11 protein-coding genes and 1 pseudogene are annotated in these 14,987 nt (G+C 54.7%); 5 read left to right on the top strand and 7 right to left on the bottom strand.

Annotated elements, in window-relative coordinates:
• Positions 1 to 569 precede the first annotated feature (569 nt).
• Together BITS_RS00155 and BITS_RS00150 are read left to right on the top strand one after the other, a co-directional pair.
• Positions 570 to 1,424: an aldo/keto reductase gene (locus BITS_RS00155; RefSeq protein WP_034534347.1), complete on the top strand. Its 855-nt coding sequence runs from the start codon at positions 570 to 572 to the stop codon at positions 1,422 to 1,424.
• 240 nt (positions 1,425 to 1,664) lie between these two features.
• Positions 1,665 to 3,011, top strand: coding sequence for a THUMP-like domain-containing protein (locus tag BITS_RS00150; protein WP_026642684.1), 1,347 nt, complete (start codon positions 1,665 to 1,667; stop codon positions 3,009 to 3,011).
• Between the two features lie 187 nt (positions 3,012 to 3,198).
• Here BITS_RS00150 and crgA read toward each other — a convergent pair whose 3' ends face one another.
• Positions 3,199 to 3,633, bottom strand: a complete 435-nt coding sequence (gene crgA, locus BITS_RS00145) for a cell division protein CrgA (protein ID WP_026642685.1) — start codon at positions 3,631 to 3,633, stop codon at positions 3,199 to 3,201.
• An 87-nt stretch (positions 3,634 to 3,720) separates the two neighbouring features.
• On the opposite strand from crgA, the gene BITS_RS00140 reads away from it, so the two are divergent.
• From BITS_RS00140 to BITS_RS00130, 3 genes are all read left to right on the top strand, one after another.
• Complete coding sequence (locus tag BITS_RS00140) at positions 3,721 to 4,482, top strand: DUF881 domain-containing protein (RefSeq protein WP_026642686.1); 762 nt, start codon at positions 3,721 to 3,723, stop codon at positions 4,480 to 4,482.
• Entirely contained in the window at positions 4,482 to 5,708 is a 1,227-nt protein-coding gene (locus BITS_RS00135; protein ID WP_026642687.1) for a class E sortase, read from the top strand. Before BITS_RS00140 ends, BITS_RS00135 begins: the two co-directional genes overlap by 1 nt.
• A gap of 368 nt (positions 5,709 to 6,076) precedes the next feature.
• Positions 6,077 to 6,742 (top strand): anthranilate synthase component II, encoded by a 666-nt coding sequence (locus tag BITS_RS00130; protein ID WP_026642688.1) that lies wholly within the window; start codon positions 6,077 to 6,079, stop codon positions 6,740 to 6,742.
• Between the two features lie 156 nt (positions 6,743 to 6,898).
• On the opposite strand, the pseudogene pknB reads toward BITS_RS00130, so the two are convergent.
• The 6 genes and pseudogenes from pknB to BITS_RS00100 all read right to left on the bottom strand — a co-directional run bounded on the left by pknB (position 6,899) and on the right by BITS_RS00100 (position 14,974).
• A pseudogene (pknB, locus tag BITS_RS00125) lies at positions 6,899 to 8,940 on the bottom strand (Stk1 family PASTA domain-containing Ser/Thr kinase).
• The gene (locus BITS_RS00120) at positions 8,937 to 9,965 is read right to left on the bottom strand and encodes a serine/threonine-protein kinase (RefSeq protein WP_026642690.1); all 1,029 of its coding nucleotides are present in this window, start codon (positions 9,963 to 9,965) and stop codon (positions 8,937 to 8,939) included. The pseudogene pknB and the gene BITS_RS00120 overlap by 4 nt, the downstream one beginning before the upstream one ends.
• Positions 9,962 to 11,428 (bottom strand): peptidoglycan D,D-transpeptidase FtsI family protein, encoded by a 1,467-nt coding sequence (locus tag BITS_RS00115; protein ID WP_026642691.1) that lies wholly within the window; start codon positions 11,426 to 11,428, stop codon positions 9,962 to 9,964. Before BITS_RS00115 ends, BITS_RS00120 begins: the two co-directional genes overlap by 4 nt.
• A complete protein-coding gene (locus BITS_RS00110) occupies positions 11,425 to 12,831 on the bottom strand; it encodes an FtsW/RodA/SpoVE family cell cycle protein (RefSeq protein WP_026642693.1) in 1,407 nt (468 codons plus the stop codon). Before BITS_RS00110 ends, BITS_RS00115 begins: the two co-directional genes overlap by 4 nt.
• Entirely contained in the window at positions 12,828 to 14,426 is a 1,599-nt protein-coding gene (locus BITS_RS00105) for a PP2C family protein-serine/threonine phosphatase (RefSeq protein ID WP_026642694.1), read from the bottom strand. Before BITS_RS00105 ends, BITS_RS00110 begins: the two co-directional genes overlap by 4 nt.
• 8 nt (positions 14,427 to 14,434) lie before the next feature.
• The gene (locus BITS_RS00100; protein ID WP_034534350.1) at positions 14,435 to 14,974 is read right to left on the bottom strand and encodes an FHA domain-containing protein FhaB/FipA; all 540 of its coding nucleotides are present in this window, start codon (positions 14,972 to 14,974) and stop codon (positions 14,435 to 14,437) included.
• Positions 14,975 to 14,987: the final 13 nt, after the last annotated feature.

Genomic DNA, 14,987 nt, shown 5'->3' with positions numbered 1-14,987 from the left:
GTTGTGGGGAAACCCTCTAAGTTATCCACAGAGATATCCACTTTTCCCCAATTTTCAGGCATGATAGTTTGTGGATAATGTGGATAGTACTTATCCACAATTTACCGGGTACAGTGTGTAACTCCCGGCATACACAGGAAAAGGCGCTGTCCGTGTGGATGCGCTAAGCGGAGATAGAGGAGGAGTGCCGGACGCATTTCCGACTGCTCCCATGGCTATCCGTGTGAACCTGCTGATCACGGTCTGAGCGGATAGCCAAAGGGATTCACGGAATGGATCGCATGCAGCTTGTATCGCAAACCCAATACTCCCATGCGCCGCTACCAGCGCAATTATGCGATATGCGGAACTGGCCGGAATCCAGTCCCACTTCATAGTGCGCAGAGTAGAGTGAGAAAGCAAAACAGCAGAAACGATATGCCCTGTGTCTGAATGCGAGCAATACAACGTTCATATGAAACACCTTCTGAATGCGGAAAGCCGCAGCATTACGGCAACATGCATGTGAACGGGCAACAGGAGCACAATGCATTGGCCGTATGCGCCTCGGCATAAGGAGAGTCAACGCGATGAAATATGTGACCTTGTCCAATGGCGAGAATATACCAACACTCGGTTTGGGAACCTATCGGCTCAGCTCCGAGGAAGCGCGTCAATCCGTAGCCCGCGCATTGCGGCATGGATATCGGCTTATTGATACCGCGAATTTCTACATGAATGAAAAGGCCGTCGGCCAAGGCATAGCCGAGTCCGGCGTGCCAAGAGAGGAAATATTCCTCACGTCGAAGATATGGCCGTCCAATTACCGCAAAGACAAAGCCGCCAAAGCCATCGATTCCACGCTGCACCGACTGAATGTGGACTATTTGGACTTGTTGCTCCTTCACCAGCCAGTCGGCAAGTACACCGAGGCATGGGTAGCGCTGGAAGATGCGGTAAGGGCAGGAAAGGTGAAGTCCATAGGCCTGTCGAATTTCATCGACAAGGATCTGGATCGCATCCTCGATCAGGCCACGATCAAGCCGGCGCTTGTGCAAGCGGAAAGCCACCCATACTGGCAAAGACATGAGTCACGGGCTCGACTCTCCAAACTCGGTATCGCCATGGAAGCCTGGTATCCACTCGGATCGGCCAATTCCAAGGTACTCAATGAGCCCATTTTCAAAGAATTGGCCGAACGATATCACAAATCAGTGGTGCAGGTCATCCTGCGCTGGCATATTCAAGCAGGCAATATCGTCATCCCAGGATCAAAGAATCCGGCACATATCGATTCCAACTTCAATATTTTCGACTTCGAATTAACCGAAGAGGATATGGCCGCCATAGCCCAGCTGGATCAGAACAAAAGCTTCCTCAATGTGCCCAAGTGGGTATTGGGACTCACCGCACTCGTGAATGTGAATTACGGACGCCACCAGTAGAGGATGCAAATCCACAGGGCCATTCCTTTAAGGACTGCGCATGAGTATGTTTATGTCTGCGTTCTGTGCACGACAGGGAAACACGCCCCGGCACTATGCACGAGCCGTTGATATGGTTGCACTCCGGCTGTGTATGTGTCAGTATCACGCAAGGGACACAGGTGCAGAGGGCGGCATAATGGCCGATTACGCGCGGTGCTAATAGCATGCGCATACCGATGGTTCCGTAGAATAGCATTCGTGGAAATCAGCACGCAGACCCAAGCATTCATCAAAGCGCACAGGCATGAGGACGTCAGAGCGCTCGCTTTACAAGCCAAACGCACCGATGGTCTGGATCTGCCCTTTGCCCTGGATCAGATCGCGGGCTGGCAAACCGCACAACATAAGCTTCCACAGTGGGCGGAACACGATGGCATCATCTATCCGCCGCATATCTCGATGGAACAATGCTCCTCGCAATTCACGGCACAATACAAAGCCAAGCTCGCTCAACGCATCCTGCGCGACAATCAGGACGGTTCCAAGCCACTGCCTGACAGCAGCATCACAAAACCCGAAGACGATGACAATGACTCACTGAATGCGAATCAAATATCGAACCCTGCCGAAGCCGAAGCACAGTCCAGTAGCATGGCCGATATCACAGGCGGCTTCGGGGTGGACTTTTCATATATGGCACGGCAATTCACCACGGCAATATATGTCGAACGCCAACCGCATCTCTGCGAAATAGCACAGCACAATATGAATATCCTCGGCCTTAATCAGACGGTCATTCGCAATGGCGACGCCGAAGAGCTACTGGCCGATTTGGAAGAGCGCAACCAGCGGCTATCGCTCATATTCGCAGACCCCGCAAGGCGCGATTCACACGGCTCGCGCACATATGCCATAGCAGACTGCACACCGGATGTGCTCGCACTGCATCGCAGAATGCTCGCAATAGCCCCAATAGTCATGCTCAAACTCTCTCCGATGCTCGACTGGCGGAAAACCGCAGAAGACTTCCAAGGCGCAGTAAGCGAAATACACATAGTCTCAACAGGCAACGAATGCAAAGAACTGCTGCTGGTCCTGCGCAACGACCACCAACCCGACCAGCCAGTACATATGGTATGCGTCAACGACAGCAGCATCGTGGCCTATGAATGGAACGGCCTGATGCAAAGCACGCCCGCAAACATCCAAGCAGAGGCGGCCACGCAACGAGAGCCACTCGAACAGCAACAATATCTCTATGAACCCAATGCCTCGCTTATGAAAGCGGGCGCCTTCGATATCGTGTCCGAACGCTACCCTGCAGCACCAGTAAGCACCAACAGCCACCTATTTGTCAGCAATACGCCCATTGAAGACTTCCCAGGCCGTGGCTTTGCCATAGAAGCCGTCAGCACCATGAATAAGCGCGAACTGCGCTCGCTTGTCTCAGATCTGACCCATGCGAATATCGCCACGCGCAACTTCCCGCTCAGCGTGCAGCAGCTGCGTGCAAAACTGCGCTTGCGCGACGGTGGCTCTGCCTATCTCTTTGCCGCAACCGATCGTGACGGGAGACATTGCGTTATCCGCACGCATCGGTTGTAACGGGCTGCGCATCGTTGCGATGAGGTCCAAAGATTCGCGAGAGACGGATCTGATCCGAAGACTATGTGGAAGATTGGCTAATGGGGGCTAATGGCGTCGGAAAACCCCAAAAGAGTACACGAAACCGTGCGCATGGCGTTTCATCACCATACGCACGGTATTCAGAGTGGAACTACGTTGGGAGTTTTTAGCGCCACCACATGGTCATCAGGAAGCCGACCATGATAATCGCGAATGCGATGGCCAGATTCCATGCGCCGATACCAGGGATCGGGTAATTGCCGGTCAGGTAGTAGGTCACCGCCCAGACCAGACCGATAATCATCAAAGCGCAGAACAGAGGAACGAACCATGCCGGATTGGCTTTGGTCCCCTTAATCGAATCCTCCACGCGGCGAGTGTTTTCGGCTTGGCGTTGCATCATGCGGCGCATCTGTGGAGTGACTTCAGACTTGTCCACAGTGGCATTCAGCACGGCCTCGACCTTCTCCATCGGGAAGCCGTAAACATCGTCGTCCGACTCATCAACATCTGACGTATCTGCAACGTCGGTTACAGCCTCGTCAACTTGCTCAGCGTCATCCGCGGTTGCGGTGTTCTCGTGCAGCTCTTCATCAGCCATTAGCGTAGTCTCCATTCAATAGGCTAAAAGTCATAATAGTGGTTAGACTCGAAACCAGCGAATAACGGCGTGAAGGAATCGGATATTATGGCGAAACGCACCGGAAAGCATGGCGTCAAGCACTCTGTGATGGGCAGCTTGGCCGTGTTCGTCGTGGTCGCTTTTTCCGGTTATCTGCTCATGACCAATGTGCGCGTGAATCGCACGGCAACAGTCACTTCTGACACTGCGCAGCTGATTGAGCAGCGGGTGCAGAGAGTGGATGAATTGCAGAAGGAAATCAACGATCTGAATTCCAAAATCAACGCGCTGGATACTTTGGCAGGGGATAACAGCAGCAGTACCGATGCCAGTGAAGATGCGGGTTCCAGCACGGTTTTGCCGGCTGTGCAAGGCCCAGGTGTCACAGTCACCTTGGATGATTCCCCTCTGTGGGAAAATATGGTGGGGGATTCCGGATCCACTGCCAATATCAATGATTATGTGATTCACCAACAGGATATCGAGGCAGTGGTGAATGCACTGTGGGCAGGCGGAGCCGAATCCATGATGATCCAGGATCAGCGTGTTCTGGCGAATTCGGCAGTGCTATGCATCGGCAATGTGCTGATGTTGCAAGGAAAGCAATATTCCCCGCCGTACACGATTTCAGCAATAGGCTCTTCAGACGGCATGATTGATGCATTGAATCAATCTCAGGCCATCACCATATATAAACAATATGTCAGCGCATTCGGGTTGGGTTGGAAGGTGGAAACCAAAGACACTTTGGATTTCCCCGAATCCGCGGCGTTGCTGCAGCCACTGCGCTATGCCACAGTGAGCAAGGACGAAAGCGAAGGTAACTGATGAAACATGCTTCGGGACAGCATTCCTCGTCATTGGACTCGGTAGATGAGTTGGGACAGTTTGCAGAGCCAAACAACATCTCCGATGGCAATGATGACCCATCATCGGCGAATAGTGCAGCAGCCGCTGCTGGGGTTTCTCGCAGACCACAGAATCGCCGTTCTGGCGGCTGGGGATGGCAAGTCGTCGGCATCGTTGCAGAAATCCTCGTCACGCTGGGATTGATTTGCGGACTGTATGTGGTCTGGCAGCTGTGGTGGACAGGAGTGGAAGCGGAACACATCCAGAATGAGACGCGCCAGTCCGTAGGTTGGTCAGATCCCACAGCCTCTGATAGCACTTCTATCGCAGCGGCCCAAGAAGGCGATCCGCCAGTTCAGCCAGAAAATCCGCAGAACGGTGATCTGATAGCTGAGATTTACATACCTCGTTTTGGCAACCAATGGGTGCGCAATATCGTGGAAGGAACTGATGCGGAACAGCTGAATAAGCATGGCATGGGGCATTATCCCGATTCCCAATTGCCTGGCGAATTGGGCAATTTTGCCGTTGCAGGTCACCGTACCGGATACGGTCAGCCCTTGGGCGATGTGGATAAGATGCAAGAGGGCGATTCTATTGTGGTTCGTACTCAGGATTACTGGTATGTATACAAATACACCAGTTATAAGATCGTGTTGCCTGAAGATACCTATGTTGTGGCGCCGAATCCGGAAGATCCGACTGTTGCCGCCACCAAACGCATGATTACGCTGACCACATGTGAACCGAAGTACACTGCCCCGACGCATCGCTGGATCGTATTCGGCGAATTGCAATACTGGGCCAAAGTGTCGGACGGTATTCCGCAGGAGCTTTCCACCACTGATTCGAATGGCGCGGTGAAATTCACCAATACCGAGGAAGTATCCGCTGTCGCTCGACTGCAGTCTCTTCAGCCGCTCATCATGATGTTGCTGATTGCATATGTGGTGCTGTTCCTCGCCGCCGCAGTGGCGTGGCGTTGGCCGGCCCGCAGGGCCATTCGCCTGGGTCAGCGCCGTAAGCCGGATCTGAGCATCTACGGCGGACTGACTCGTCTGCAGCCGGGCGTGTTCCCAGTACGCTTGTTGCTTATGGCTCTGTTGCTGGTAGCGGGTGCTGCGGCGCTCTTCCAGTGGGGATTCCCGTGGGCGGCATCCACCATTCCGTTCCTGCGTGATATGTCAAGTTATGTGACCGTGTAATGCACGGCGAGTAGTTACTGCGGTGCGCGCTGTCCTTTGGGATAGCGACCATCTTTTGTATGTGATATCGGTGTTGGATGCTGGGAGCGCGGTCGGCATGTGAGTTGCGCACACGGCCTTCTGAGGCCTTCCTTGAGATATATATGACCGAGAGGGCATGGCCTGGCAATAGCCCTATTGATTTGGGCTCGGGAGTAGGGATATTCGGCTATTTGTTCGCTGTATTGCACCTAGTTGCCGTATGTGCATGGCGAATATGAGCAAAGTTGACCGAGGTGTAGCCGACTTTCAGTAGACTGTCGAACATGTGGCTGTTTGGCTGCCGGGAGCGGACGCTAATCGGCCATCCCTGTGGTGATTGGAGTGATATGACGGATAGCGCACGCATTCTTGTGGTGGATAATTATGATTCCTTCGTCTACACCATTGTGGGATATCTGGCCACACTGGGTGCAGATGTCACAGTAATCCGCAATGACGCCGCGGATGTGGTGGAAGCGCTCCGTCGTGGCGACACTGGCATATTGGATGAATATGATGGCGTGCTTATTTCGCCCGGTCCTGGAGCTCCTGCGGAGTCCGGAATAAGCGAGGATATGATCAGGCTATGCGCAAAGGTCAAGAAGCCGATGTTCGGCGTATGCCTCGGTTTGCAGGCGCTGGCAGAGGTGTACGGTGCCGATGTGCGTCACGCTCCCACGATCATGCACGGTAAGACCAGCCTGATCGACCATGAGAAGGGTGGCGTTTTTGAGGGGGTCGCCAACCCCATGACTGCAACGAGATATCACTCGTTATCCATTCAGCCGGACACGATGCCTCAAGAGTTGGTGATTACGGCTCGTGCTCAAGGTGACGACACTATTCAGGGCATCAGACACCGTGAATTGCCTCTTTACGCAGTGCAATTCCATCCAGAATCGGTGATGACTGAGGACGGCTATCGACTTCTGGCCAATTGGCTGGCCGTGTGTGGGCAGACGAATGCCGTTGCCAATTCCGAAGGCCTGCAGCCCAAGGTGGCGGTCCAATAGTCCGGACCAGTTAGGCGAGGTTTGCCGCTTGAGCTGGCGATGGCGCTATATATGGTGGCATCAATATCAGTTGTGGCCTGCAATACCGGTATGTATTGCAGGCCACAACCATGTCAAACGGGATAAATGCCGTCTTGAACGACGATTCTCCTGACTCTAGTTCTGCTCAGATGAAGAACCGCTGCTGGACGAACTGCTATTCGACGAGCTGCTTGTCGACAGAGTGACAGTGGACCCCTTGTCTACCTTGGTGCCGGCAGCCGGAGAGATCGAAGTCACTGTGTCGCTGTCCTTGACATTGGAGTCGGAGGAGGCGGCGGTCAAGCCGGCAGCCTCCAGCAAGGCTTTGGCTTGGGCATAGGTCATTCCAGCATAGATGGTCGGAACAGTGACCTGCTCCTTGCCAGAGGAGACATACACGGTTACGGAACTCCCTTGCTCCACCAAGGTTCCTGAACCTGGATCAATGCGGGTGACAGAACCGGAAGCGACCGAATCGGAGTTTTCCTGCACCACGGATGTGTTGAATCCAGCCTTATGGAGCGTATCAAGCACTGAATCCTGCGGTTGCCCGACCAAGCCATCAGGGACTTCGGTCATGCCAGAGGAAACATACAGGGTAATCGTGGTGCCCTTGGTCTGAGCGGTACCTGCGGCCGGATCAGTGCGCGTGACATTGTCTTTGGCAACGGTGGCGCTGTTCTCGGTCTTGGTTGAAGACGACACCTTGAATCCAGCATCTTCCAAAAGGTTTCGAGCCTCGTCCTGGCTCTTATCGGTGACGTCCGGCACAGAAACGGATTGCGGACCTGCAGAGAACCACACGATAACCGTTGAACCCTTGGCAACTGACTCGCCGCCTGCAGGGCTTTGCTTGGTGAACGTGCCCTCGGGCTCTGTGGAATCCGTATCCTGACGCGCATCCATAACCAAACCGACTGCGGTGAGCTTTTCCTCAGCCGCATCCTTGGTGGTCGTGGACGTGAAGGTCGGAACAACAACCGTATCGGCTTCAGCGGAATTGCCGGAAGTGAACGCCCATACTGCTCCCGCGATGGCCAGAATGATGAGGATGCCTCCGACTATTGATGCGACGATGATCCTCTTCTTGCGCCGTTTCTTCTCCGCGGCGGCACGTTGTTCGGCCGTGTGCGCAATCCTGTGGAAGCCTGAGGCTGCACGGCTTCAAATTGCCCCGTAACCGGGTTGAAAGCCTGGGTTGCCGCAGTCTCGGCAGGATTCAGTGCCGCGGTGGTGGCCGTTTGCTCAGCCTGCTTGCGAGCACGCATATTGGAAAGATCGGTGAGTGGGTTGAAAGCGGCGGCAACCGGCACTCCACCGTTCATGAACGCGAGAATATCGTTTTTGAACTCAGCGGCCGTGGCATACCGGTTCTGACGATCCTTGGCCATTGCCTTTGCGCAGATCTGGTCCCACATCTTCGGCAATCCTGGCACTACCGCGCTAGGTGGAGTGGCTACCTCAGAAACATGCTGGTAGGCGATTGCCACTGCGGAATCACCGGTGAACGGAGGCTTTCCGGTAAGCATTTCATACAGCACGCATCCGGCGGAATACAAATCCGAACGCATATCCACGGTTTCACCGCGAGCCTGCTCAGGGGAGAGATACTGGGCAGTGCCCACAACGCCCTGGGATTGCGTCATGGTGGCAGCGGAATCGTCCAAGGCACGAGCGATGCCGAAGTCCATGACCTTGACCACGCCTTGCTCGGAAATCATGATATTTCCGGGCTTGATATCGCGGTGGATAATTCCCATACGATGCGAGTATTCCAAGGCATTGAGCACGCCGAGCATCACTTGCGAGGCATCCCGCTGGCTGAGCGGGCCGGTGGCCTTGATGATATCGCGCAGCGTCTGGCCCTTGACATACTCCATAACGAGATATGGCAAGTGTTCTGTGCGACCATCATCCGTAGTAATCGCCTCTTCGCCCGAGTCGAAGATATTCACGATATTCGGATTGTTCATTTGGGCGACGGAATGAGCCTCGCGGCGGAACCGGGAGAGGAAGATCTCATCGTTGGCCAAATCGGAGCGCATGATTTTCACCGCTACGGTACGCCCCAACCGCGTATCCAAAGCGACTCGCACCTCGGCCATGCCGCCGCGTCCGACGAGCTGACCGAGCTGATATTGGCCGTTCGCCAACGAAGTTGGCATATTGCTGTTCATTGCTGCTCCCTCCACTGTGCCTGAGTGGTCGAACTGGCCACCCGGGTCTCCGGTGTGGCGCTTATGAAGATTTGTGCCGGTTGATCATCATGCTTGGATGCCCGTAGCAGGGGCGGTGCAGCATGGGGAGAACTGGCTACACGCCGCGGAATGCGGCCTCCTGAAACGACGGTTGTCGAATCATCTGAGAAAGTTTGCTGGTCAAGGATTCTGCGTTCGATGCGCGAAAGCGTACGCGAAACGGTCAAAGCGTCCTGCGGGCGGTCCAAAGGATCCTTGGCAAGCATCGACATGACGAACTGGTTGAGCTGCAAGTCAACGGAATCCGGCAAGGGCGGCACGGGATCATTGACGTGGGCTGCCGCAATATCTACCGGCGTTGTGCCGGTGAATGGCCTGTGCCCGCATAATCCCTCATAAGCCACAACACCAAGAGAGTAGATGTCGGATTGCGGCGTGGCCTGCTTGCCCTGAGCCTGCTCAGGCGAAATATATTGAGCGGTACCAACCACCATGCCATCCTGGGTGATCTGTTCCTGATCGGTGGAGTAGGAGACGCCAAAATCAGTGATTTTCACTTCACCCTCGTCCGAAACCATGATGTTCGCAGGCTTTACGTCGCGATGCACCACGCCATGCGAATGCGCAATAAACAGACCGCGAGCGGTTTGAATCAAAATAGGCAACAGCTCGGTAGGAGGCATTGCACCACGCTCATGGAAGAGATCCGCCAAAGAGCGGCTCGGCACATACTCCATGATGAGGAAGCCAATGCCGTCATGCTCATAGTATTCAAAAAGCGCAGCGATATTGGGATGCGCAAGATTGGCGGAATTATGTGCCTCAGCCCGTAAGCGACGCAGCTTGGCCTCGACATTATTGGTATCACCGCGCAGGGCCTTGATGGCCACAGGGCGGCCGAGTTGGATATCATAGCCCTTCCAAACCTCGCCCATGCCACCTTGTGCAAGCCTGGAGTCCAGACGGTAGCGGCGATGTATGAGCTGTCCTTCAATCAGTTTCATTGCTTCAGCGCCTCCTCCATCACTTGCTTCATGATCGGGCCTGCGGCGTATGAGCCTGCCGTATCAGTATTGTGCACAACCACTGCGATGGCGATTTTCGGATCATTCGCCGGAGCGAATCCCATGACCCAGCCGTCAATGGACTCGTTATTGGCGCCGATTTGCGCAGTACCGGTCTTTGCGGCGACGGAGACGCCGTCAATGGCCAGATTCGTGTTTTCCTTGGTGACCACGGCTTCCATCATCTGCGTGAGCTTGTTGGCGGTATCCTCACTGAATGCTTGAGACATCACCGAAGGCGTTGTGGAAGAGAGCACTGACAGATCGCTGGAACGCACCCGATCGACCAAGGTCGGCTGCATAAGCTTGCCCTTATTGGCAATGGCGGCAGCGATCATTGCGGTTTGCAGAGGCGTCGACTGCGTATCGCCCTGTCCGATGGATGCAAGGGCCAGCTTGTCATCGCTGACGCCTGTCGGGAACGAGGATGCTATGGCCTTCATAGGAAGACCTGTCGAATCGGACCCGTCCAAGGTTATCGAGCTTCCATAGCCCAGCTTTTTGGCCTGTTCGGATACTGCGTCATCGCCCAATGAAACGCCAAGCTGTGCAAAGGCGGTATTCGATGAATACGCCAATGCGTCTTCAAAGGAAATCGTACCATTGGAACCATTGGCTGCCGACTCCACATTGGTGAGCACAGTATTGGTGCCGGGCAAGGTGTACCCTGCGCCGGCTGGGATTTGGGTATCGACTTGATAATTGCCGGTTTCCAAGGCTGCTGCGGCAACCACGGTTTTAAATGTGGATCCTGGAGGATAGAGCTGTGAGGTAGACCGGTTCAGCATGGGATTATTGGCGTCTGCGGTGAGCGTGGAATACGCCTGGTTTACGGCGGTGCCGTCATGAGATGCCAACTGGTTGGGATCATAGCTTGGCGTGCTCACCATAGCCAGAATGCGTCCGCTTGAAGGTTCAATCGCCACCAACGCGCCATCTTTGTCTTGCAACAACTGATATGCCAAGGTCTGCAGCTTGGTGTCGATTGATGTCTCTATCGAAGCGCCCTTGTTCTCAGTGCCCGAGAGCAGGGACTTGAAGCGTTGCCAGAACAGCGCATCCGATTGACCGCTGAGAAGCTCATTGCGAGATGCCTCAATGCCACGATCAGCGCGCTGGCTTATGGAGAAATAGCCGGTCACCGGCGCGTACACGTCACCGCTGCTATACGAACGCTGATATTCAAAGGCGTCATTCACAGGATCGGATTTGGCCAATACCGTGCCATCCGACGCAAGAATCGAGCCGCGAGGTGCGCCAAACTCATGGTAGAGCGCTCGCACATTGCGAGGATCGTTATTCAGGGTATTCGCCTGGATTGCAGTGATTACCGTGGAAGAAAGGCCCAGCACTGCGAACAATACGATAACGGCAGTAAACAATTGACGGAGGTTCTTATTCATTGAGCACCTCCGGACACGGTACGAGGCGTTTTTGCACGCTCCTTGAGTTCATGGTCGCGTAACACCGCCAAGGCTTCATATTGGAAAGTATCGGATGAAACTTCGGGCTCGGGCTGGTTCGCCGCATTGGAGATCACGATCAGCAGACCGGCAAGAATGTAGTTAGCGATAAGCGATGAACCGCCGGCAGCCATATATGGCAAGGTCAAGCCGGTAAGCGGGATGACCAAAGTGATGCCGCCAACGACAGTGAAGACCTGGAATGCCATGGTGAACACCAATCCGGAAGCCAGCAGCTTGCCGAATCCGTCCTTGATTTTCATGGCGGTAATAAGACCGGAGGAAATGATGATGACATACAGCATCAAAATGGCCAGCAAGCCGACCAGACCAAGTTCCTCGCCCACAGAGGAGTAAATGAAGTCGGAATTAGCCAGCGGTGTGAGATTCGGATGGCCTTGGCCCAAGCCGGTTCCTGCCATGCCTCCGGAAGCCAAGCCGAACAGGCCTGTTACGATCTGTGCGGAACCCCCTGGATAACGGTTGTAAATCTCAGAATCGAAGGGGTGGAGCCATGCGTCGACGCGGTAGCCGACATGGGCGAAAACCTTGGCGGCGACCACGCAGCCGATTGCGAAGGCGACAAACCCTATGGCAACCCAGCCCTTGCGTCCTGTGGCCACATACAGCATGGATACGAACATGGCGAAGAACATCAGTGAGGTGCCCAAATCGTGCTGGATGACCAGCACGCCCATAGAAGCGAACCATACGACGATTATGGGTCCAAGATCCTTGACACGGGGCATTTGCATGCCCAGCAGTTTTTTGCCACCAATCGCGAGCTGGTCACGATGGTCGAAAAGATAGGATGCGAAGAAGAAAGCCAGGAAGATCTTGGCAAATTCGCCTGGCTGGATACTGTAACTGCCGATGCCGATCCAGATGCGTGCGCCGCCGATTTCACGACCGAGTCCGGGAATCATAGGGGAGAGCAGCAATGCCAGACCGACCACCATACTGATGTATGAGAATCGGCGTAGCACGCGATAATCTCGCAAGGCGATAACCAGCACACCGACGACGACAAGCGCAATGCAGGTCCAGATCAACTGGCGTTGGCCGACAGCCGTGCCTGTCTCTTGGTCTATGCGGGTAATCATCGTCGTGCCGATGGCTGTAAGCAATAGTACGCACGGTAAAATGGACTGATTCGCATAAGGTTGGAATCTCAGCAATAACGCCCACAGAGCCAAGAACATAACCGCAACAACGCCCAACAATATGGCGAAGGAACCCGGGAAAGACCCAGCGGTGCGTTCAAACATCTGGAAGAAGGCGGCGAAACTGATCGCCATCGAGAAGAGCAGAAGCGATATCTGACGTAATCGTGATGCAGTCATGACTGGGACCCGCTTTCGCTAGCAGAAGCGGAGGCCGACTGCGACGCCGAAGAAGACGCTGAAGCGGAGGCTCCAGAGGTAGCTGACGAGCTTGCCGATGGTGAGGCTGAAGAGGAGGAACCTGAAGAAGATCCAGACTGAGAGCTCTCTAGCTTTTGGGCCTCTCTGCTGATGAGTCTGGCATGGCTACGGGCTTCGTCGAGGCTGTCTGCGCTGATGCCGCTGTTCAGCTGGTCAATCCAATCCTGCGGCAAGCTGGCGGTGGAAATGGTGGTTCGTTCGACCTCATGCGACAATTTCCATCCGAAGATATCGGTTGGAACTCCTTGGTAGATCGTCACCACGCCATCACTCTGACCAAGATAATATTTGCTTTGACTCCAGTTGTATGCGCCAAATGCTGCAGCGGAAAGAGCCATGAGAACGAGTATCGTGGCGGCAATCGTGCTCAACCGAGTCCAATGACGGCGCTTACGAGATGCCTTGCGTCGTTCTGCCTTCTCATGATGAATCGCATCTGCAACCTCTGGATCATTGGGATCCGCGGAATAGCGCCCATCCTGCTTTTGTACTACTGGAATTTCGCCAGTATCTGGATTAGAGAGTTCTTCGGAGTCTTCGCGCATATGCGAAGGCTGTGCAACACGCGGTGATACGGTTTCATTTTCATTGTCCTGAGTAAGCGCTGCGGCCCTCTGGGCAGGGGATTGCTTGCCGTAACGCAATGCGGGTGCAGAGGCAATCGGCTTGTTGACGATATCGGCGATGGGCTCAAGGCTTGCGCCGGCAGCGCCGCCGACAAGAGGCGTCTGATGTGGCAGGTCGAAGGCGTCCGCGTCCAAAGCCAGCGTTGCATCGGCTATTACCGCCGTGACATTATCGGTGCTGCCTGCCTTCAAAGCCATGGATACCAAGCGTTGAGCACATTCCTCCTGATCGGAGACGGTGGACATCACCTCTTCAATGGTGGAATTCTCCAAAACGCCACACAGACCATCGGAACACAGCAGCCAACGGTCCGCGGGATGAGCTTTTCGTATGGCGATATCGGGATGGGGGTCAATGTCAAAATCACCAAGCACACGCATTACCACATTGCGCTGCGGGTGGTTGCGCGCTTCGGCCTCGGTGATATGACCCGTATCGATGAGATGCTGCACATAGCTGTGATCAGAAGTCATCTGCATCAATTTGCCATCGCGCAACAAATACGCCCTGGAATCGCCGATATGGGCAAGAATCCAATATCCCGCAACCAAAGCCACGGCGGTAACGGTGGTCCCCATGCCGGAAAGGCGGCGCTCGCGCTTGGCCTTGCCAACGATGGCGTCATGGGCGGCCATAACGGAAACGTCCATCATATTGGCCACACTTGCGACATCTTCGCGCAGATTATCCTGCTCGATATGAGCCAGTGAACGAATGGCTATCGTGGAAGCCGTGTCTCCTCCAGCGTGCCCTCCCATACCATCGCATACGGAAATCAGGCGTTCCCCGGCAAACGAGGAATCCTGATTATTGCTACGCACGGTTCCCACATCTGAAACGGTTGTGGAGTAGAGGAACAGCGTTTTCGCTGGAGCGTCATTCGGCATCGGGCACATCACCTCAGTTCGAATGTGGTGGCGCCGATACGAACCGGTACGCGCGCAGGAAGGGCGACCGGAGAGTCGATACGACGCTGGTTGACCACGGTGCCGTTGGTGGATCCCAGATCTTCGATGACCCAGGATTGTGACGATGGATCGCGATACACGCGGGCATGGTGGGATGATACGAACTCGTCATCGAGCACGACTGTATTGGCCGCCGAACGGCCCAAAGTAATCGGGGCGTTGCCCAATGGCACAGAAGAGCCGGCCAAGGGGCCGTCAATAACTATCAGCAAAGTTGGCTGGTCACTGCGAGGAGTGGACGGCATTTCGCTGGTCGAAGGGCCACCTGCAGTACGCGCCGGTGCGGCTACGGGTGGTGTGGCTACAGCTTTGCGCGCACGTCGCTCGGATCGGCGATGTGCGCGTGACTTGCGTGGGCTGAGGGTTTCGATATCTCTGTGTAAGGACCGGACCGCCAGCCATACGAACGCCCAAAGCAGGATGAGGAATCCATACTTGAGGATCGCAAATGTCAGTTCTGTGATCATAACCTAGTTGTCA

The organism is Bifidobacterium tsurumiense (genome assembly GCF_000741765.1).
Classification (GTDB): domain Bacteria; phylum Actinomycetota; class Actinomycetes; order Actinomycetales; family Bifidobacteriaceae; genus Bifidobacterium; species Bifidobacterium tsurumiense.
The sequence above is the reverse complement of the archived record's forward strand: the minus strand, read 5'-3'. Positions and strand labels throughout refer to the sequence as shown.